The sequence below is a fragment of the Thiocystis violascens DSM 198 genome, from assembly GCF_000227745.2.
GTDB classification, from domain to species: domain Bacteria; phylum Pseudomonadota; class Gammaproteobacteria; order Chromatiales; family Chromatiaceae; genus Chromatium; species Chromatium violascens.
The window spans coordinates 157411-175748 of the sequence record NC_018012.1 but is presented as its reverse complement, the minus strand read 5'-3'; the positions used below and the strand labels follow the sequence as shown (position 1 = coordinate 175748).

The window sequence follows — 18338 nt, the reverse complement described above, 5'->3', positions numbered from 1 at the left end:
CATGAACATCAGCCGAACCCGCGGTTGGCCCGCCAGCGCATGCGTGGCTGCGCGGACATGATCCTCGCTCATCTCCCGGCGGGCTACCGGCTGGCCCACTGGCGCTTGCGGGCGCGGATCCCTAGCCGCCAGACCTTCATGTTCTGGGGGCTTGCGGGATCGATCGCGCCCGATTTGGACATGCTCTTGGAAAGCCTGATCCTGCCGACAGCGCTCTGGGTGCGGCGGCATGAGACGAGGGCTTGAGCCATGGACGTCTTCCTCATTGTCGAACAGATCCTGGGTCTCGTTTGGTGGCTGATTCCGCTCGCGCTCCTGGTCGGCCTGCTGAAGTCCCCATCCGTGAAGGGCTATCTGGGGGAATCGCGGGTCCGCCGAATCGCCAGGACCAGGCTGGACCCGATGACTTATCACCCTTTGCACAATCTGACCCTGCCGACCCCGGACGGCACGACCCAGATCGATCATGTCTTCGTCTCGCGCTTCGGACTCTTCGTACTGGAGACCAAGAACATGACGGGCTGGATCTTCGGCGGGGAGCACCAGGCACAGTGGACGCAGAAGATCTATCGCCGCACCACCCGCTTTCAGAACCCTTTACGCCAGAACTACAAGCACCTCAAGGCGCTGGAGCGCGCGTTGCCAGTTCCGCTTGAGACCATCCACTCGGTCGTCGCCTTCGTCGGCGACAGCACCTTCAAGACCGAGATGCCGCCGAACGTCACCCAGGGGAACGGCTTCGTCCGCCATATCCAATCCTTCCGCGAGCCGGTCTTCACCGAGACGCAGGTCGTCGAACTGGTGCGGCGGCTCCAGGACGGGCGCTTGGCCCCGACTCTGGCGACGCACCGGGCACACGTCCGATCACTCAAGCAACGGTCGAATCCGGACGCATCGCAGCGGTGCCCCAGATGTGGCCGTCCGATGATCCTCCGCACCGTGAAGAAGGGCACGCAAGCCGGTCGGCGCTTCTGGGCCTGCTCGGGCTTTCCCGACTGCCAGTCGACGCGGGATCTGCCCTGACGCCTTGGCCGGAGCAGACGCTTCGCCCTTTCTGTCTCAAGTTCAGGATTCAAGCGCCCATGACCACGCCCAAAGGGACACGCTGCCGCAAAATCGGACTTGTCGCGGACGGCTGTATCCATGTCTACAGCAACTCGCGAGGGCTGACGCTTCAAGTCCGCCGGTCTGTCCCCACCGAAGAGGACATCCTCGCGCCCTCGTTCAAGGTCGCGGTGCCGCTGCGCCCGAGCGAGGCCATCGAGCTGGCCGCCGAACTGCTGGCAGTGGTCTCCAACGACGCCGAGCGTCTGCGCAAGGAGGGGCTGGAGTGACACCGCGACGCGCATCGGATGGCGCAAGACGGCGGCCATGGTGGACGCTGGCCCGCGCCGCGCCGCTCCTGTGGCTCTGGCTGGCGAACGCGCCGGCCGCGACGACGCTCGATCCCTGGTTCGAGCAGGCGGTTCAGAATCGTGAAGCCTACCGGCTCACCGCCTGGGGCAAGCGCTACGAGGCCGGCGTCGGCGTCGACCAGAGCGCGCGCAAGGCGATCCGGCTCTATTGCAGGGCTGCCATGCAGGGGGATGCCGAGGCCAAGTATCGGCTCGGTCAGGTCTATGCGTTCGGGCGCGGCATCCCCAACGACGCGGATCTGGCCGCCGCCTGGTTCTACGACGCAGCCCAGTCGGATCACGCGAAGGCGCGCAAGATCCTTGAGACGCTGAAGATCGCCGAGCGCCCCAAGCGCCGCCCGTCGTGTATCGATAAAGGCGGCGAGCTGGTCTCGCCACCCACCCGCACTGTGGCGCGGCGGTCGATTCGACCGCCCGCCGAGATCGAGCGTCTGGTGCATGCGCTGGCACCGCATTACGCACTCGATCCGGGACTGGTGCTCGCCCTGGTCGAGACCGAGTCCAGCTTCGACCCGAATGCCCGCTCGCGCAAGAACGCCCAGGGGCTGATGCAACTGATCCCGGCCACGGCGCTGCGTTTCGGCGTGCGGGATGTCTGGGATCCCGAGCAGAACCTGCGCGGCGGCATGGCCTATTTACGGTGGCTGCTCGACTATTTCGACGGCGACCTGAAGCTGGCGCTGGCCGGCTACAATGCCGGCGAGGGCGCCGTCCGGCGTCACGGCGGCATCCCGCCGTATCGGGAGACGCGGGACTATGTGGCGCGTATCGTGGGGCGGTTGGAGGGCGCGCGGTAGTACCGTCTGTTGCGCGGTTTTGTCTAGCCAACTGTTAGGGCTAACATGAACGCAACTACACGGTAACCCCCAACATTCGTAACTAGGAGGACCACTTGACTCCAGAGCAGATCATCGCAGAGATAAAGAGGTACGAAACCGAGCTTTTTCGAATGTACAACTCGTTTACACACACACGAGAGGGCATCTACATAGCTAAAGGCGACGACGCATTGTACCGTCAGTATGTTCGTGAACTGCTTGATCTCTACAATGATGCCCTTGGGCGTAATGTGTATGCGGCTCAAATTGCGCATGAATTTCAGAACGGATTCGGCTACCTGGGAAGCCCTTCACTTAAAGGAGTGGAGAACGTGCTCGGGGTGGTGCGCGCTTCGTTAACGCGCCTTAACAGAAACCCCGATCTGCTTATTTCGCGGAGATCCCAGGAGTCCACCAGAAAGCGCGAGAATCTGTTCATAGTTCACGGGAGGGATGAAGCGAAGTGGAGGGAGCTAAAAGACATCGTGCAGAGCGAATTTCGGCTGAATCCAATCATCCTGATGCAGCAGCCAAACTCATCCCATTACACACAACTCCCCGTGTGCGGGTAAAATCGGTTTGAGCATTCACGTTCATTGGGGATCGCATGGGCTGGGCAGAAGACGAATTTCGCGGGATCGATCTGGGCGACGCGCGTCGCGACCGCCGGGCGGTGCAGTTGGTGGAGCGTCTGGCCGAGCGGCCCGCGGCGAGCCTCCCGGGCGCTTGCAACGGTTGGGCGGAAACCCAGGCGGCGTACCGCTTTCTGTCCCAAGATCGGTTCGATTGGATGGACATTCTGGAGCCGCATCGCCAGTGCACCCGCGAGCGCATGGCGACTCAGCCGGTGGTGTTGTGCGTACAGGACACCACCGAACTGAACTTCAACGGACAGGCGATTGACGGACTGGGTCCGCTGAGCTTTAGAAGCCCAGCGCGGGATGTACCTGCACCCGACGTATGCCATCACCCCCGCGCGCGAGCCGCTGGGCGTGGTGGATGCCTGGATGTGGGCGCGGGAGCCGAAAGCGCCCGACGGCACCCGTCCGGGAATCAAGGAGAGCGTGCGCTGGGGCGAAGGGTACGCGCGGGTCGCCGACTTGGCCGCCGACTTGCCGCAGACGCGGCTGGTCTATCTGGCCGATCGCGAGGGCGATCTGCTGGACTTGATGGTGCGCGCCCGCGACCTGGGCCACCCCGCCGACTGGCTGCTACGCGCCAAGCACAATCGCGCCCTGCCCGAGGGGCAGCGCCTGTGGGCGCGGGTGCTCGCGAGCGACCCGCTCGGGGAGATCCGCTTCGTCCTGCCGGCGGGGCGCGGGCGGGTGGCGCGCGAGGTCCGTCAACAGCTCTACGCGCAACGGGTTACCCTCTCGGATGGACGCCGCGGCACCCTGGAGGCGACCTGTGTGATCGCCCGCGAAACCAACGCCCCGGTGGGGGTGAAACCCATCGAATGGCGCCTGCTGACCAATCGCGAGGCCACCACCCTGGAGGCCGCCGTCGAACTGATCGCGTGGTACCGGGCACGCTGGGAAATCGAGATGCTGTTTTTGGTGCTCAAGGAAGCCTGCCGCGTCGAAGCCCTGCAACTGGGCACGATGGCGCGTCTCGAACGCGCCCTGGCGCTGTTCCTGGTGGTGAGTTGGCGCATCGCCCGTTTGATGCGCCTGGGGCGCACCGTCCCCGATCTGGACGCTAGCTTGTTGCTGGAAACCGAGGAGTGGCAGGCGGCGTACATCCTGGCCAAGAAACCCATCGCCAAGGATCCGCCACGTCTCAACGAAGTGATTCGCCTGATCGCCCGCTTGGGCGGATTCCTCGGTCGCAAAGGCGATGGCGAGCCCGGCTTGAAGACCATCTGGCTGGGCTTGCAGCGCGTCATGGACTTCGCCGCTGGGATCAAATATGCCAGGGAGATGTCGGACACGGAGAGTTGTGTGTAATGGGATGAGCCAAACTCTGGCGCGGAGACCGTTATAGAAAAATTCGAGCGTCATGCTGAAACTTGCTCATTTGCCATAGCGGTATTCACTCCAGACGATGAAGTTAAATCGGCAGAGGACAGCTATCTTCAGGCACGCCCAAACGTCATCTATGAGATGGGCTGGTTTTGCGGGCGTTTAGGTCGTGGCAACGCGATGCTGCTGCTACGTGAAGGAACATCAATGTTCTCAGACTTCGGTGGCATCATCCAAAACCGCTTCAAAGCAAATGTTTCCGAGAAGCTGATCGACATGCGGAAAGATCTTGAAGCGGCTGGCGTGCTGCCATCAACGTAGCAAGGCAGAACATACTAAGGATTGGTAGAGAGATAGCGAAACCCATCAATCCCTAAAAGCCCCATCAACCCAACAGCATTTCCAGAAAAGGAAACAAATTGATTTTTGGAGAAGACGCCGTGAACAATCGATCAGTCGCTCTTTTTTCGTCGCACTATCTCCATCAAGGTGAATCGCATGTGGCGTAACACCGAGGAAACCTATGGTCTGATCGCCGTGCTGCTGCACTGGCTGATCGCGGTCGTCGTGGTCGGGCTGTTCGCGCTGGGGCTCTGGATGGTCGATCTGACCTATTACGACACCTGGTACAGGCGGGCACCGGAGCTACACAAGGGCGTCGGGGTACTGCTGCTGTTGACGCTGCTGCTGCGTCTCGGCTGGCGGCTGATCAACCCCGTGCCGCGCCCGGAGCCGGATCAGTCGCTCATCGAGCAGCGCCTCGCGCGCCTGATGCACGGCCTGCTCTACCTGCTACTGTTCCTGGTGATGACGAGCGGTTATCTGATCTCAACGGCCGATGGTCGGGCGCTCGACGTCTTCGGTCTGTTCAGCGTCCCGGCGACCCTGACCGGGCTGCCGAATCAGGCCGATCTGGCGGGCGAGGTCCATCTGGTCCTCGCCATCGCGCTGGTGACCCTGGCCGCGATCCATGCGCTGGCGGCGCTGAAGCATCATTTTATCGACCGCGATGCAACCCTGCTGCGGATGCTGGGGCACCGTCCCGCGCGGCGCTAGCCGCGCCTTCCGCCAGCCAGGCCGTCATCCCGGCGGCCGCGCCAGCCTGCTGTCCGCGCCCGGCGGGCGTTTCCGCCGAGCTGATCTCAGTGTTTTTCGACCGTCAACTCAAACAGAGGAAAACCATGATGACGAGCAAGCGATTCCCCACCCTTCCCTTCTCCGCCCTCACCCTCGCCGCCGCGCTGGCCATGCCCGGCCTGGCGATGGCCGAAAACTATGTGATCGACACCGAGGGCGGCCACGCCTTTGTCCAGTTCCGCATCCCCCACCTCGGCTACAGTTGGCTCTATGGCCGCTTCAACGAGTTCTCCGGCGACTTCAGTTACGACAAGGACAACCCGAGCGCCGCCAGGGTCGATGTCACCATCAAGACCGCGAGCATCGACTCGAACCATGCCGAGCGCGACAAGCACCTGCGGGACAAGGATTTCCTGGATGTGAGCAGGTATCCGGAAGCGACCTTCAAGAGCACGTCCTTCACCGCCAAGGGTGACGGCACGGCCGTCCTCAAGGGCGATCTGACCCTGCGCGGGATCACCAAACCGGTGTCGATCGATGTCACCGAGATCGGCGAAGGCCCGGATCCCTGGGGCGGCCACCGGCGCGGCTTCCAGGGCAGCACCCGCTTCGCGCTCAAGGACTTCGGCATCGAGCGGAACCTCGGCCCGGCCTCGCGCGATGTCGAGATGATCCTGAGCATTGAGGGGATTCGCCAGGATTAGACGTAGCGGACCCTGCCCGGCTCGGGCGGCACGCCCGAGCCGGGGATTGTGGTTGAATTCAGGCACCGCATCGTTCGCGATTGATCAGACACCATCCAGCAGCACCGTCTGCATATCCTGAGGGGTCGCGAAGCCGGCGCCGGTTGAATGCTTTATGGTTTGAAATCATGTGGCCAGAGAAAATATGGGCCATGCTTCGGGCTCATACGAAACTCACCGCCTGAATCCTTGCCCTTTGGCGTGAGGTAATGTTTCCCCTCCCTGATCTCCAGATAACCAAGTGATACCAGCTTTTCCATCAGCTCCGTGGTCTTGAGTTTGAGGCGCTGACCGAGCTTGGACGACGTAAGCTTTGCGGTTGGTTCATCTTCATCCGATTTTTCCACATCACCCGGCGCGGCGACACGCTCCAGCGTAATTCTGACCTCCTCACTGATACGGATGATGCGCTGTGATTCTTCGTAAGCATCACGGTAAAGCTCGGCGTCCTCCGAGCGGCGGATCAGCACACCCATCTCGTTGTTATTGACCTGACTGAACTCATAGAGGTTGAGGCTCGTCACAATGCAAAGTTCTTCATTCATGTAGCACTTGGCGTGCAGGTTGCGGCAAAAGCTGGTGCGAACATAGGAAAGCGCGTTGAGCCAGCCAATCTCTTCCGGTTGCAGTTCGCTCTTGCCATAGACAATTCTGACGTCGATCTTGAGACGGTTCTTGTCCGCGAGGAGCTCCTTGACGCGATCATTGAGCCGGAGGAAGGGGCTGATAAGAATGAGGCGATCTTTTGCGTCCTTGATCATTTCCTCAAGGAAGTAATTCGTCGCACTGGTGTTCAGGAATTTTGCCATTGTCAGACCGTCATGAAGGCTAATGCGAGGGCTGGGAAATTAGATTAATCGGCGCCGTTGTACAATGTTGCATGACGAGCACTGCGCCGCCCGCGAAGTCAGCTCTATGAGTCGCTTGCAAGGCATTGATGGGTTTCGCTATCGCTCTACCCATCTACCTTGCTAACGCTCAGCTTCACGGGACGCCCGCAAGCGCAGCGAGTGGGCGGTCAGGTGGAAGCGATGGCTAGACTGCACTATGTGTACATCGGTGTTCCAAGCATGCTTGTAACTCTGATTCGGTCTTCAAGGCCATGGGTCTTCGCAGCGACCCGAATAGCTATGGCATCATTCTCAGGCAGCAACGGACCGAGGTAAATATGTTCGATTAGTTGCGGAATATCGAATTCGACCTTGACTCCATGCTCGGGCACTTCAACACCGAACTCCTCTGCAATGCGGACCGACACTGCCAAACGAAACTCCTGCTCCCAAGCGAATGCCATGTGCTTGTACCAAAAGCGATCCATCATACTTACGCGAAGCCGCTCCTTTAGTAGGTCGACGTATGTCACGTTTCCTGCCCAGAGGTCTTCTTGGCCGTACTCGGGCTTTAGGTGGAACGGCTTGACGGCAGCTCGAATTCTGTCAGGACTCGTGCGCACAGCAACCCCTTTTCGTGAACCAGCGTACAGCTGCCACATCGCATCGCTTTCGTAGCTGGCACGGTGCCAGCAACTGACTTTTGTAAGACGCCGAAGTTCTTCGAATGCCTTCTCGCCGAACTCGGGCTCTGCATAGCGGGGGTCAATAGGGAAACCTGGAGGGAGCATAGCAACTGCTCCTTCGAAAGGATCTTCAAATTGGCGAGCTGAAGCGAAGTAAAGTTGGCTGGAATCCAATAACTCCAAGAATCTATCTGTCTTGAAATACCGCCATAACGGCTCGTTCATGTCGAGCTCTTGATTGCCGATGATACGCACGACGTCCCCTGTGCTGGCTAGCGTGTTGGCTAGCCGGCCCAATGCCGCGGCGGCAGGGCGTTGAAGTTCTGCGCCAAGCTCAGTGCGCGGCATTGGGCCGGGCTGAGCCTCGTGTTAGCTCTTGTTGAACTCATATTTCTTATCACCTAACGTAATCACGGTATGAATTCCGCTCTTTATAAGCTCCATACCCAAATTAAACGGCATTTCTTGGTTATCGGGCAAGAAAGCGATGAAAATATCAACTCCGCCGTAGAACACCAACTTCATCATGTATAGGCCAAACTGGTCCGTTTCGGAGAACTGGTAGTAGAAAACGTCATCGTTGCTTCCGTGCTTTTCTGCAGTGGCTAGATCAATTGATACCTTGTCTTTTATGAACTCGATAAAGGTTCTGGAGTCTGCATCCTCGTTGTGCAAATATCCCAGAAGTATTTTTGTTGCTCCAGAAAATCGACGGCCGAAATGATGGTAGTGGAGCCCATATGCGATATGCTCAAAACACTTCTCAAGGCGAATCTGATCAGGTGTTCCCCATATAACTTCAAAGAATTTATTGTCAGCAGCTTCGTAAAGGTAACGCTTTTTCCTGAGGAACACCTTGTCGAGCAGCCTCTCGGAGGTTCTTCGAATTGCCCTATCCACTTTTCCTAGCTTATGCATGTAGCCGATAGAATTGTTCCCAAATATGCCTGCCAGGCTAACCATCAAGAATTCGTCATCATGCGATTTCTCAAGGTTATGGACCTCACACGATGGGACCGTAATTAAATTTTTTCTGAAGTTTTCTCCACCCATATCTTTGCTTTCGGGAAAGATGCACTTGGGAGGGACATGCTCCCTGGTCGTGGCAGGATGGCCGCACTTATAGCAAGAATCTTGTGTCACGCTTTCGTCTGCGTTTCTGGGCTAACTAGTTGATTAGACAAAATCCGTAATTATGGCACTAGGATTCCGTGATTTCCGTACCAGACAGAATCGGTCTAGCATCAAGCCCGTTACCTCGGCACGGGTGCTCCAAGCACTCGAAAAACCCATGCGCATCAATGGATGCTGAGCTTGAACAAGACGACTTCCGCATGCCCTGACCGACTCCCCTGCCGGAATAGATGGAACAACCTTCCGCTTCCTGGATAAAAACTGACCGGGCGGAAAAACGAAACAGACCACATTTCATCGCTGAATACGTTGGACTGCGATCACGCTCATCCACCCGCCCTGATCGGTTTCATAACCAGCGCCCATGTCATGCCTGCCGATCGAATCGCACCGGCTCCGGCCCTCTATTCTTCTCGCGCACGACGACCGTGCCGGCGAGCTTGTCATGCCACCCCTGCTTTCGCCTGTCGAACGCCACCCAGATCAGGCCCAGCAGAAACGGGATTCCAGAAACGAAGTAGCCGAAATACCGGCCAATGAGCTGGCCCGTCGATGCCCGTTCGCCTGTGCGTGCATCGACGATTCGCGCGGAGACGAGCATCTTTCCCGGAGTCGCCGATTTGTAGATCCAGAAGACGATGACAGCGATTGCCGGCAAGACCCATGAAATGAGGAAATCCGCAGTACCCGCCACGAATCCGGTCTGTTCCGGATCGAAGTACTCGACTCCGTAAATCCATAGCAGCAAGGGCAGCGTGACCAGCACGATCAGGATCGAGTCGATGAGGCTTGCGACAACCCGAATCCAGAATCCCGCGTACTCCAGCGTCTGTTCGCGATTGACATCCTGCAAAATCGCTTGTGGCGGTTCATCGTGATTCGTCATGGCACTCATCTCGCTCTGTGACAGAAACCGGGACAGGCCAGGTTCCCTCCGGTTTGTGCGCCTTTTGCGCTGTTGATGGACGCAGACTGACGCCCTTCTATGGTCCGTTCCCGTCTCGGCATGCCCGATCATCGACACGATGACAGGCTACCCGCCAACGGCATAACCCAGCCCCTCATCGCAGACCAAAACAGGTTAAACCGCGCCCAGAGCGGTATGCGATGTTTTTGGATTGGATCGACCTTGGCCGCATCGACGATGCGTCGGAGCATGCGCGGTTTAAGTTATTAAAAAATATAAAATTTTAAACCGCGCCCCGGCTAAGGGTCGTGGATGTGCCAAACGTCGAACTCACTCGAAACGCAGCATCTCGCTCTGGACGCGGTTTAATGAGAATTGAAGTTATTAGTCGAATTTGTACCATCCTTCCCGCACTGTCGGCAAGGCAATCTCGTGCCAGGATCCCACCTGCGGACAGCCTGATCCGCACAAGCGACTATGGACGCTGCACAACCGCGCGTCCGAGGCCGCCCGTCCGGATGGCGTCATCCGTGACGAGCTGGCGTTGCAGATCTATCGCTCGCTGCACTACGACTTCGTGCGCTCCTTCGGGCCGCCGGACGGCTCGCACGGCATCCGCTCGGCCCTGTTCGACGCGGAGCTGCGCGGATTCCTCGCCGCCCACCCGGACGGCGTCATCGTCAATCTGGGCGAGGGGCTGGAGACGCAGCGCTTTCGGGTCGACAGCGAGTCCGCGCTCTGGCTCAGCGTCGATGTGCCGGAGGCCATGGCGGTGCGGGAGCGTTACATCCAACCGGATGCGCGCCATCTGCACCTGCGGTTGAGCGCGCTGGATCCGGCCTGGATGGATCAGGTTCCGTCCGGGCGGGCCGTCTATGTCACGGCACAGGGGCTGCTGATGTATTTCACGCCGGAGGAGGTGGAGACGCTGTTCCGCCATCTGGCAACACGGCTGCCCGGCGCCTGGTTCGCGTTCGACCACATCCCCGGCTGGCTCTCGCGCAAGACGCTGCGCGGCTGGTGGAAGACCCCGCATTACCGCACGCCGCCCATGCCCTGGGGCATTGGCCGTGATCGCATGGCGCCGACACTCCGCGCCTGGGTGCCCGATCTGGCCGAGATCAACAGCCTGCCTTTTGTCTTCCCACGCGGCTGGTACAGCCTTCTCTCGTACACGCTGATCTACGCGCCCTGGCTTGGAGACCAGATGCCGGGCATTACCCGCGTTCGCTTCGGCGGTTAGGCAGGACCCCGAGCAGATCGACGCTGCTGGTATTACTCGCCTTGCGTCACCGTTGCGGCCTCCCGCGCGATGGCTCTTCTTTCTTTCAGTTTCATGGCGACCCAGCCGAACGGGAGCAGGGCCAGGACCAGCAACTGGGCGAGGATGCTTTCCTGACTCGGGAAGATCCCGAGCCAACTGATCATCGGCCAGCCCTCCAATCTGGTCGTGGGCACCAGACCGCTCACCTGAAGTTCCAGCATGCCCTGGCCGGTGAAGACGAAGGCCATGAGATAGAGCAGGATGGCGGTGCCGCCGAAGAAGATGCCGATGGGCAGCCGGATGGAGGCGAGGCGCACGACCAGATAGACCGCCACCAGGGCGGCGGCAGCAATGGCCATGCCGGTCCAGACCGCATTCAACTGGCCGGATGAGCCGCCGATCAGGGCCTGATAGAAGAGGATGGTCTCCGCCCCCTCGCGGAAGACGGCCAGGAAGGCGACGAACCCGAGGGCGAACAGCGAGCCCCGGCCAATGGCCTTGTCCATCTCGTCCCTGATGAAGGCCTGCCAGCGGTTGGCGTCCCGCTTGGCGGTCAGCCAATAGCTGACATAGATCAGCACGGACGAGGCGATCAGCATGGTCACCCCTTCGATGGCCTCCTGGCTGGCGCCGCTGACGCTGACCACCCGGTTCAGCAGCCAGGCCGCGCCGATGCTGGCGACCAGGGCCAGGGCCACACCCTGCCAGATCGTCCTGACCTTGTCGGGATAACCGGACCGGCGCAGATAGGCAACCAGGGCGGCCACCACCAGCATGGCCTCGACACCCTCGCGGAAGAGGATGACGAACGACTGCACGACCCGACCCCAGAAGGTCGCATTCTCGCCGGTGGAGTAGCGTTCGACTGCGTCGTCGAGATCCTTCTTCAGCGAGACCCAGGATGTCTCGACGACATCCCGCGCCTCGCCACGCATCGCCTGGCTGATCACCAGACTGAAACCGGACTCGATCCGCATCATGAAGGCGTTGTCCTTCAGGCCGAGCGTGAACTCCATGCCGCTGCTTTCGAAGACATCGAAATAGAGCCGCGAGAACAGATTGCCGGCGATCACGCCCTCGGCCGGGTCATAGGTCGCGATGGCCGCGTCGCCGCGCTCGACGATCTCGGCCACCACGGGTTCGTAGTACTCGGTCACGCCCTGGGCGGCGAACGCCGCCGCAGGCAAACAAGAGAGCATCAAGACGGTCAGCAGGAGCCGGGTTTTCATGGATATCTCGTGGTTGAATGTCATGTCATGGACAGGAAGCGTTCGACCTGCCGGATGAAGACCGCATCGGCCTCCCGCGAAGGCCCGCCGCCATAACGAATATCGATATAGCGCCCGATGATGTCCCGGGTGGCGGGGGCCATCTCCGGCTGTGCATCGCCGACCCGGTGCATGAAGTCCCGGGGGCACTCGTGCGGATCCCTGTGCAGACCGAATTTTTCCAGCCGACGGCAGAATCGGCCCCAGGCCCCGGCGACCCGGTCGATCCGTTCCCTAGCGGCGAACCATGCGATGGCGAGGTAGCCGCCGAGAATGACCGCCAGGCCGAGCAGGGTGCCGAGCATGAGGTCGAACCAGTTGCTTTTTTCGAGCCCCACCCCTTTCATGATGTCGATCTGCCGGTCCGGGTTGTAATCGATCACCCACTTCTGCAGGTTCCCGAGAAAGGCCGTCCAGTCGGGCAGTTGCCAGCCCGTCCCGGGTTGGGCCGGCGCGGGCGGCGGCGCCCTGGGCGGGTCTCCGGGTCGCCCGTCGTCCGGCACGGGCTGGGGTTCCTTCTTCACCTCCATCTTGACCGCCGCCTGCCTGTTCTCATCGATCTTCGTCGCCTCGCGCTTCTCGTCCGGCGCCACGACGATGTCCTTGGGCTCGACGCGGAACCAGCCGCGTCCGTCGTCCCAGACCTCGACCCAGGCATGGGCGTCCGATTGCTTGACGATGACGAAGTCGGTCAGCGCAATGATGGTGCCGCCGCGAAAACCGGCCACGAGCCGCGCCGGAATCCCGGCGGCACGCATCAGCATGACCGTGCTGCCGGCGAGATATTCGGCCCCGCCGCGCTTCTCGTCGAAGAAGAAGCGGTCGAGCAGATGATCGCCGGGCGGCAGGATATGGCCGGGATCGAAGCGATATTCGCCGACCCTCAGCATGGCGTAGATCTCGTGAACGATGTCGTCCGTGGTCGAATGGCGTTCCCGCAGTGTCTGGCCCAGAGCCAGCAGGCGGGGATTCTGACCCTCCGGCCAGCTCAGTCCCCGGGTACGCTGTTCCTCGGTCAGGGAGGCGCCGACGCTGTAAGTGAGAAAGGCCGAGGTCTGAAGTCTTGGCTCGGAATCGTTGATGCGACGAATGGAGAGCAGTTGGAACTCGTCCGAGATGAAGGTCTCCGGGCCGGCCTCGGCAGGCAGATCCAGACCGTAGAGCCAGCGTCCGCCGTTGGGCATCACCCGCAGGGTATAGCGGATCGGATCCTTCTTCTCCCGCACCTCCCGCTCCCACTGCGCCTTCGTCCTGAGCGCCCGGCCGAGCAGACTCGAACGGGAATCCCAGTCTTCGGGCAGATTCCAGTTCTGGCCGTCGAACTCCCAGAAGACGGGGCCGCGCCAGTAAAGCTGGCTCTTGAAGGGCACCGCACCCTCGAACTCGGCGACCAGGACGTTCTGGTTCTCGTTGGCCGCCCGCGAGATACCACCGGGCTGAAGCGACGTCATCCTGCCGAATTCGGTCTTGCTGCGATCCATCATCGCCTTGATCGGCAGACCGAAGGCCAGACCGACATCCCAGAGCGGTCCCGGTATGCGCGGGAAGAAGAGGAACAGCAGCAGCATCAGCGGCAACGCCAGCGCGAAGATCCGCCCTGTCCGCGACAGCAGGAACGTCATCCGCGACGGCGAGGCGTCCAGGTGCAGGGCCATCAGACTGACGACGAGCAGGAACACGACCAGGAACATATGCAGCATATTGAGCATATTCTCCCAGTAGAGCGTGCCCACCGCCGCCAGGATCACGGCGGCGAAGATCAGCAGCAGATCGTCCCGGCGGGTCGTCGATTCGCCCCATTTGAGGAAGACGACGGCGATGAAGAAGCTCAGGATCCCGTCACCGCTGAACCAGGTCTCGAAGCTGAACCAGATTCCGGCGATGGCGGCCGCCAGGAGCGCCGCCGAGAAGATCCTGCCGGACCAGCCGCGACGCCAGCGTCCGGCATAGTGGAGGACGCCGCCGGCCAGGGCGATCGCCGCCACCCACCAGGGCAGACGCAGAAAGCTCGGCAGGGCGGCCATGACCAGGGTCAGAAGCACCCAGTTGCGATACCCGGTCATGACGCCTTCTCCGCGCCGCGATAGAGCGCCAGGATCTCCAGACAGCGCCGGACATGGGTCTCGTCGCCGGCCGGCTCGACCGAGACATCCGGCAGTTCCAGACCGAATTCGCGATTCTGTTTGCGAACATCGAGGATCCAGCGGCACAGTTGCGACAGCTTCTGCTCGACGCCGGGCGCCCGCACATCGTCCCAGCGCAGCCACAGGGCCGGCAGACCCTGCGCCCCGTCGAACTGCTTGGTATAGAGTTCACCGGTTTTGGCGAATGCCCTCCAGGAGATTCGCGACAGCGGATCGCCCGGCGCATAGCGCCGCATATCGGTATAGCTGCCGGATTCGCTCCGCAGATGCGCCTGCCGGCCCGATGCCTGGTCCGGTAACGGCTGGTCGCCGGACGGTTCCGGCCAGACCAGACAGGCCGGAAGCCTGCCGGTGATCATCCGGGTCCGCGTCGTGCCCAGGGGAAAGGCACTGCGAAGATCGGCGGCTGCGGGTTCGAGCAGACCGCGCCTGGTGGTCCGGCGATAGAGAACGAGTTCGGCTTGCGCCTGGCCGTCGAGATGGACCGCTTCGGCCCTGTCCGCCTGCGGCGAGAACGGCAGGAGGCCGTGGCGCATCCGTTTGGATGGATTGTCCACGCGCAGCGAACAGCGCACCCGCTGCCCGGCGAACGCCGGCTCGGCCCGCCAGTCCCCGCAGATCAGACCGCTGACGTTGGCCCGCGTGTCATACCAGCCGACCATGGCGATGGAGACTAGGAGGAAGGTCATGGCGAAGATGAGATTGTTGGAGAAATTGACCGACATCAGGAAGCCGCAGAGGACGAGCAGCCCGAAGCCCCAGCCGGCCGGGGTGATGCGGGTCATGACCCGGCCCCGCTCCGGCCTGAACGGACGGCCCAGCGGAATCCGCATCTCCAACAGCCGGGATGCATGCTGACGAATATTCATGGCGGACGGCTATTCGACCGGAACCCTGGCGATGATCTCGTCGCCGATGCGCTGCGCAGACAGACGCCCGGCCAGCGGCACCAGCCGGTGACCGACGGTGGGGCCGAGCACCTTCTGGATGTCGCCCGGCAGCAGTCTGTCCTGGCCGTGCAGCAGCGCCCAGGCCTGAGCGGCGCGGAGCAGACCGAGTCCGGCCCGGGTGGAGAGACCGACCTGGAACATCTCCGAGGTCCGGGTGAAATCGATGAGGCGGTACAGGTAATCGAGCACCGACTCGGACACCTTCACCGTCTCCACCCGGCGCTGCATGGCGCTCAACTGCCTGGCCGAGACGATCGGCTCCAGCGTTTCAAGCATCCTGCGCCGGTTCTCGCCGCGCAGCAGCTCCAGTTCGGCGCTGCGGTTGGGGTAGCCCATGGAGATGCAGAGCAGGAAGCGGTCCAACTGCGACTCGGGCAGCGGATAGGTGCCGATCTGTTCGGTCGGGTTCTGGGTGGCGATGACGAAGAAGGGTCTGGGCAGCTCGCGGGTGGCGCCGTCGGCGCTGACCTGTCGCTCTTCCATCGCCTCAAGCAGGGCGCTCTGGCATTTCGGCGTGGCGCGATTGATCTCGTCGGCCAGCAGGAGCTGGGTGAACACCGGCCCCTGGCTGAAGACGAAGACGCCCTTGTTCCTGTCGTAGATCGAGGTGCCGATCACATCGCCCGGCAGCAGATCCGAGGTGAACTGGACCCGCTGATAAGACAGACCGAGTGTCCTGCCCAGCGCATGGGCCAGCACCGTCTTGCCGAGGCCGGGGATATCCTCGATGAGCAGATGGCCGTCGGCCAGCAGGCAGGTGAGCGCCAGCCTGATCTGCTCCTCTTTCCCCAGAATGATCCTGTTGAGCTGCGCGATCACGGGGATGAGCCCGCTCTCAGGCAGCCCGTCTTCGATCGCCGCCACGCTCTGTTCTGTTCGCTCTAGCATCCTTCGATCCTGTCTGTGCATGTTGCCGTTTTCCTCACGCCGCGAGCCGCTTGCGCTCGCCATGAAGGCGTTTGTCTTCGCCTGTCGCCGATGGGTCCGGAAAGACCGCCCGTGACCATTCGCCTTTCACCTTCAGCCTTTCACCTTCAGCCTTTCACCTCCCCGACCTTCAAAGCCCGGATTCGTCTGCGTAGCTGACGCAATGCACGCGGATCGGCCTGACGCTCGTGCTGTCGATAGCGCAGCCGCTCGTAACTGGAGAAGATCTCGGCGAGGATCCGCGGGTCGAACCGACCCGTGCCCTCCAGGCGGCGCTGCAATGACTGATGCGGCTCGTGCGGCTCCGCATCGATACCGGCACTGGCCAGTCGCTTGCGGAATTGCCGATAGAGGGCGCGAGCGGGCCGGTCGGGGTCGCGCGCGCCCAGCCGCGCGCGCCGCAGCGCCACCCCGACGGCGAGCAGCAGCGCCCCGGTCAGGACCGCCAGCGCCAGACCGTAAGCCGCCAGCCAGCCGTCGGCTGCATCCATGAGCAGACGCTGCCGCTCGTGATCGAATGGTCCCTGCCGGTTTTATGCTTTATGGTTTGAAATCTTGTGGCCAAAGAAAGTATGGGCCATGCTTTGGACTCATACGAAACTCACCGCCAGAGTCCTTGCCCTTTGATGTGAGAAAATGCTTCCCCTCCTTAATCTCCAGATAGCCAAGTGACACCAGCTTTCCCATCAGTTCCGTGGTCTTGAGTTTGAGGCGCTGACCGAGCTTGGACGAGGTGAGCTTTGCCGTTGGTTCATGTTCATCCGTTTTTTCCACGTCACCTTGGGCAGCAACACGCTCCAGCGTAATTCTGACCTCCTCACTGATGCGAATGATGCGCTGTGATTCTTCGTAGGCATCACGGTAAAGATCGGCGTCCTCCGAGCGGCGAATGAGTACGCCCATCTCGTTGTTATTGACTTGACTGAACTCGTAGAGGTTGAGGCTCGTCACAATGCAAAGTTCTTCATTCATGTAGCACTTGGCGTGCAGGTTACGGCAAAAGCTAGTGCGAACATACGAAAGCTCGTTGAGCCAGCCAATCTCTTCCGGTTGCAGCTCGCTCTTGCCATAGACAATTCTGACGTCGATCTTCAGGCGATTTTTGTCCGCGAGAAGCTCCTTGACGCGATCATTGAGCCGTAGGAATGGGCTGATAAGAATGAGGCGATCCTTTGCGTCCTTGATCATTTCCTCAAGGAAGTAATTCGTCGCGCTGGTGTTCAGGAATTGGTAGTGCCCCAATCTATAGGATCTAAAATCTGACTGGATTTATTCAAACATGAATCACTGCCCAACTTGCAACACCACCAAGATCGTGAAGAATGGATTTAATGCAACCGGAAAGCAAAACCATCTTTGTCGGGAATGTGGCCGTCAATTCGTGATTGACCCCTTAGTTTCAGCGATTTCTGAAGAGACCAAATCGCTGATCGATCGACTGCTTCTTGAACGGATTGCGCTTGCTGGTATCGCGCGTGTTGCAAATGTCTCTGAATCCTGGTTGCAAATCTATGTCAATCAAAAATACGAGGGCGTTCCGCGCCAATTAAACGTGCCAAAGTTGTCTGATTTTCGACTGGTTGTCGAGTGCGACGAACTGTGGTCATTTGTTTTGAAAAAAGATGAAAAACAATGGGTTTGGATCGCGAAAGATCGTGACTCTGGATATGTTGTCGGACTTTATATCGGATCTCGTGGCATTAAGGGTGCGCAAGGATTATGGAATTCATTGCCACGCGATTATCAAGAATTGGCCGATTTCTACACCGATTTTTGGGAAGCTTATCAATCCGTTTTTCCAGAATTCCGTCATTACGCTGTCGGTAAGGAATCGGGAAAGACAAATCATATCGAACGATACAACTGCACACTCAGGCAACGTATTTCCAGGCTCGTACGAAAAGCACTTTCTTTCTCAAAAAAGCTTGAGAACCATATTGGAGCTATTTGGCATTTTGTCCATCATTATAATAGCACTCTCTCAGTTAAAGCTCATTCGTGAAATCATATAGAGAAGGGCACTACCCAGGAATTTTGCCATTTTCAGACCGTCATGAAGGCTGGTGTGGGAACTAGGAAATTAGATTAAACGGCACCGCGGCACAATGTTGCATGACGAGCACCGCGCCGCCCGCGAAGTCCACTCTATAAGCCGCTTGCAAAGTATTGATGGGTTTCGCTATCGATCTACCCATCTACCTCGCTATTTCGGTT

Annotated in this window: 19 protein-coding genes and 2 pseudogenes; 11 read left to right on the top strand and 10 right to left on the bottom strand. The window is 60.2% G+C overall.

The genetic code is table 11. The annotated features are described in order from the left end of the window. Nucleotides 1–57: 57 nt before the first annotated feature. From THIVI_RS00820 to THIVI_RS00785, 9 genes and pseudogenes are all read left to right on the top strand, one after another. On the top strand, nucleotides 58–246 hold the full coding sequence (locus tag THIVI_RS00820; RefSeq protein ID WP_157174331.1) for a hypothetical protein: 189 nt from the start codon (nucleotides 58–60) through the stop codon (nucleotides 244–246). 3 nt (nucleotides 247–249) lie between these two features. Beyond that, nucleotides 250–1023: a nuclease-related domain-containing protein gene (locus THIVI_RS00815; RefSeq protein ID WP_014776750.1), complete on the top strand. Its 774-nt coding sequence runs from the start codon at nucleotides 250–252 to the stop codon at nucleotides 1021–1023. 59 nt (nucleotides 1024–1082) lie between these two features. Further along, nucleotides 1083–1334, top strand: a complete 252-nt coding sequence (locus THIVI_RS00810) for a hypothetical protein (protein ID WP_014776749.1) — start codon at nucleotides 1083–1085, stop codon at nucleotides 1332–1334. Further along, complete coding sequence (locus THIVI_RS00805) at nucleotides 1331–2212, top strand: lytic transglycosylase domain-containing protein (protein ID WP_014776748.1); 882 nt, start codon at nucleotides 1331–1333, stop codon at nucleotides 2210–2212. The genes THIVI_RS00810 and THIVI_RS00805 overlap by 4 nt, the downstream gene beginning before the upstream one ends. 95 nt (nucleotides 2213–2307) lie before the next feature. Continuing rightward, nucleotides 2308–2805: a hypothetical protein gene (locus tag THIVI_RS00800; RefSeq protein ID WP_041446753.1), complete on the top strand. Its 498-nt coding sequence runs from the start codon at nucleotides 2308–2310 to the stop codon at nucleotides 2803–2805. Between the two features lie 23 nt (nucleotides 2806–2828). Further along, nucleotides 2829–4179: pseudogene (locus THIVI_RS00795) on the top strand (IS4 family transposase). Between the two features lie 18 nt (nucleotides 4180–4197). Beyond that, a pseudogene (locus tag THIVI_RS23230) lies at nucleotides 4198–4515 on the top strand (TIR domain-containing protein); the annotation flags it as partial. A gap of 177 nt (nucleotides 4516–4692) precedes the next feature. Then, complete coding sequence (locus THIVI_RS00790; protein WP_014776747.1) at nucleotides 4693–5250, top strand: cytochrome b; 558 nt, start codon at nucleotides 4693–4695, stop codon at nucleotides 5248–5250. 125 nt (nucleotides 5251–5375) lie between these two features. Beyond that, entirely contained in the window at nucleotides 5376–5975 is a 600-nt protein-coding gene (locus THIVI_RS00785) for a YceI family protein (protein ID WP_014776746.1), read from the top strand. A gap of 152 nt (nucleotides 5976–6127) precedes the next feature. Here THIVI_RS00785 and THIVI_RS00780 read toward each other — a convergent pair whose 3' ends face one another. From THIVI_RS00780 to THIVI_RS00765, 4 genes are all read right to left on the bottom strand, one after another. Beyond that, on the bottom strand, nucleotides 6128–6823 hold the full coding sequence (locus THIVI_RS00780; RefSeq protein ID WP_014776745.1) for a phospholipase D family protein: 696 nt from the start codon (nucleotides 6821–6823) through the stop codon (nucleotides 6128–6130). A 236-nt stretch (nucleotides 6824–7059) separates the two neighbouring features. Then, nucleotides 7060–7785: a DUF2971 domain-containing protein gene (locus tag THIVI_RS00775; RefSeq protein WP_014776744.1), complete on the bottom strand. Its 726-nt coding sequence runs from the start codon at nucleotides 7783–7785 to the stop codon at nucleotides 7060–7062. 114 nt (nucleotides 7786–7899) lie between these two features. Continuing rightward, on the bottom strand, nucleotides 7900–8673 hold the full coding sequence (locus THIVI_RS00770) for a hypothetical protein (protein ID WP_014776743.1): 774 nt from the start codon (nucleotides 8671–8673) through the stop codon (nucleotides 7900–7902). 358 nt (nucleotides 8674–9031) lie between these two features. After that, complete coding sequence (locus tag THIVI_RS00765; protein WP_014776742.1) at nucleotides 9032–9550, bottom strand: RDD family protein; 519 nt, start codon at nucleotides 9548–9550, stop codon at nucleotides 9032–9034. A 415-nt stretch (nucleotides 9551–9965) separates the two neighbouring features. Between THIVI_RS00765 and THIVI_RS00760 the strand changes: the two genes are divergently transcribed. Beyond that, a complete protein-coding gene (locus THIVI_RS00760; protein ID WP_014776741.1) occupies nucleotides 9966–10814 on the top strand; it encodes a class I SAM-dependent methyltransferase in 849 nt (282 codons plus the stop codon). Between the two features lie 32 nt (nucleotides 10815–10846). On the opposite strand, the gene THIVI_RS00755 is transcribed toward THIVI_RS00760, so the two are convergent. From THIVI_RS00755 to THIVI_RS00730, 6 genes are all read right to left on the bottom strand, one after another. Continuing rightward, a complete protein-coding gene (locus THIVI_RS00755; protein WP_014776740.1) occupies nucleotides 10847–12064 on the bottom strand; it encodes an FTR1 family iron permease in 1218 nt (405 codons plus the stop codon). A gap of 20 nt (nucleotides 12065–12084) precedes the next feature. Then, nucleotides 12085–14166, bottom strand: coding sequence for a transglutaminase TgpA family protein (locus tag THIVI_RS00750; RefSeq protein WP_014776739.1), 2082 nt, complete (start codon nucleotides 14164–14166; stop codon nucleotides 12085–12087). Beyond that, nucleotides 14163–15116, bottom strand: coding sequence for a DUF58 domain-containing protein (locus THIVI_RS00745; protein WP_014776738.1), 954 nt, complete (start codon nucleotides 15114–15116; stop codon nucleotides 14163–14165). Before THIVI_RS00745 ends, THIVI_RS00750 begins: the two co-directional genes overlap by 4 nt. Before the next feature lie 9 nt (nucleotides 15117–15125). Next, entirely contained in the window at nucleotides 15126–16085 is a 960-nt protein-coding gene (locus tag THIVI_RS00740; protein WP_014776737.1) for an AAA family ATPase, read from the bottom strand. 146 nt (nucleotides 16086–16231) lie between these two features. Next, nucleotides 16232–16615: a DUF4129 domain-containing protein gene (locus tag THIVI_RS00735; RefSeq protein ID WP_014776736.1), complete on the bottom strand. Its 384-nt coding sequence runs from the start codon at nucleotides 16613–16615 to the stop codon at nucleotides 16232–16234. A gap of 49 nt (nucleotides 16616–16664) precedes the next feature. Continuing rightward, nucleotides 16665–17366: a phospholipase D family protein gene (locus THIVI_RS00730; RefSeq protein WP_014776735.1), complete on the bottom strand. Its 702-nt coding sequence runs from the start codon at nucleotides 17364–17366 to the stop codon at nucleotides 16665–16667. Nucleotides 17367–17403: 37 nt separating this feature from the next. On the opposite strand from THIVI_RS00730, the gene THIVI_RS23225 reads away from it, so the two are divergent. Continuing rightward, complete coding sequence (locus THIVI_RS23225) at nucleotides 17404–18126, top strand: IS1 family transposase (protein ID WP_014776653.1); 723 nt, start codon at nucleotides 17404–17406, stop codon at nucleotides 18124–18126. Nucleotides 18127–18338: the final 212 nt, after the last annotated feature.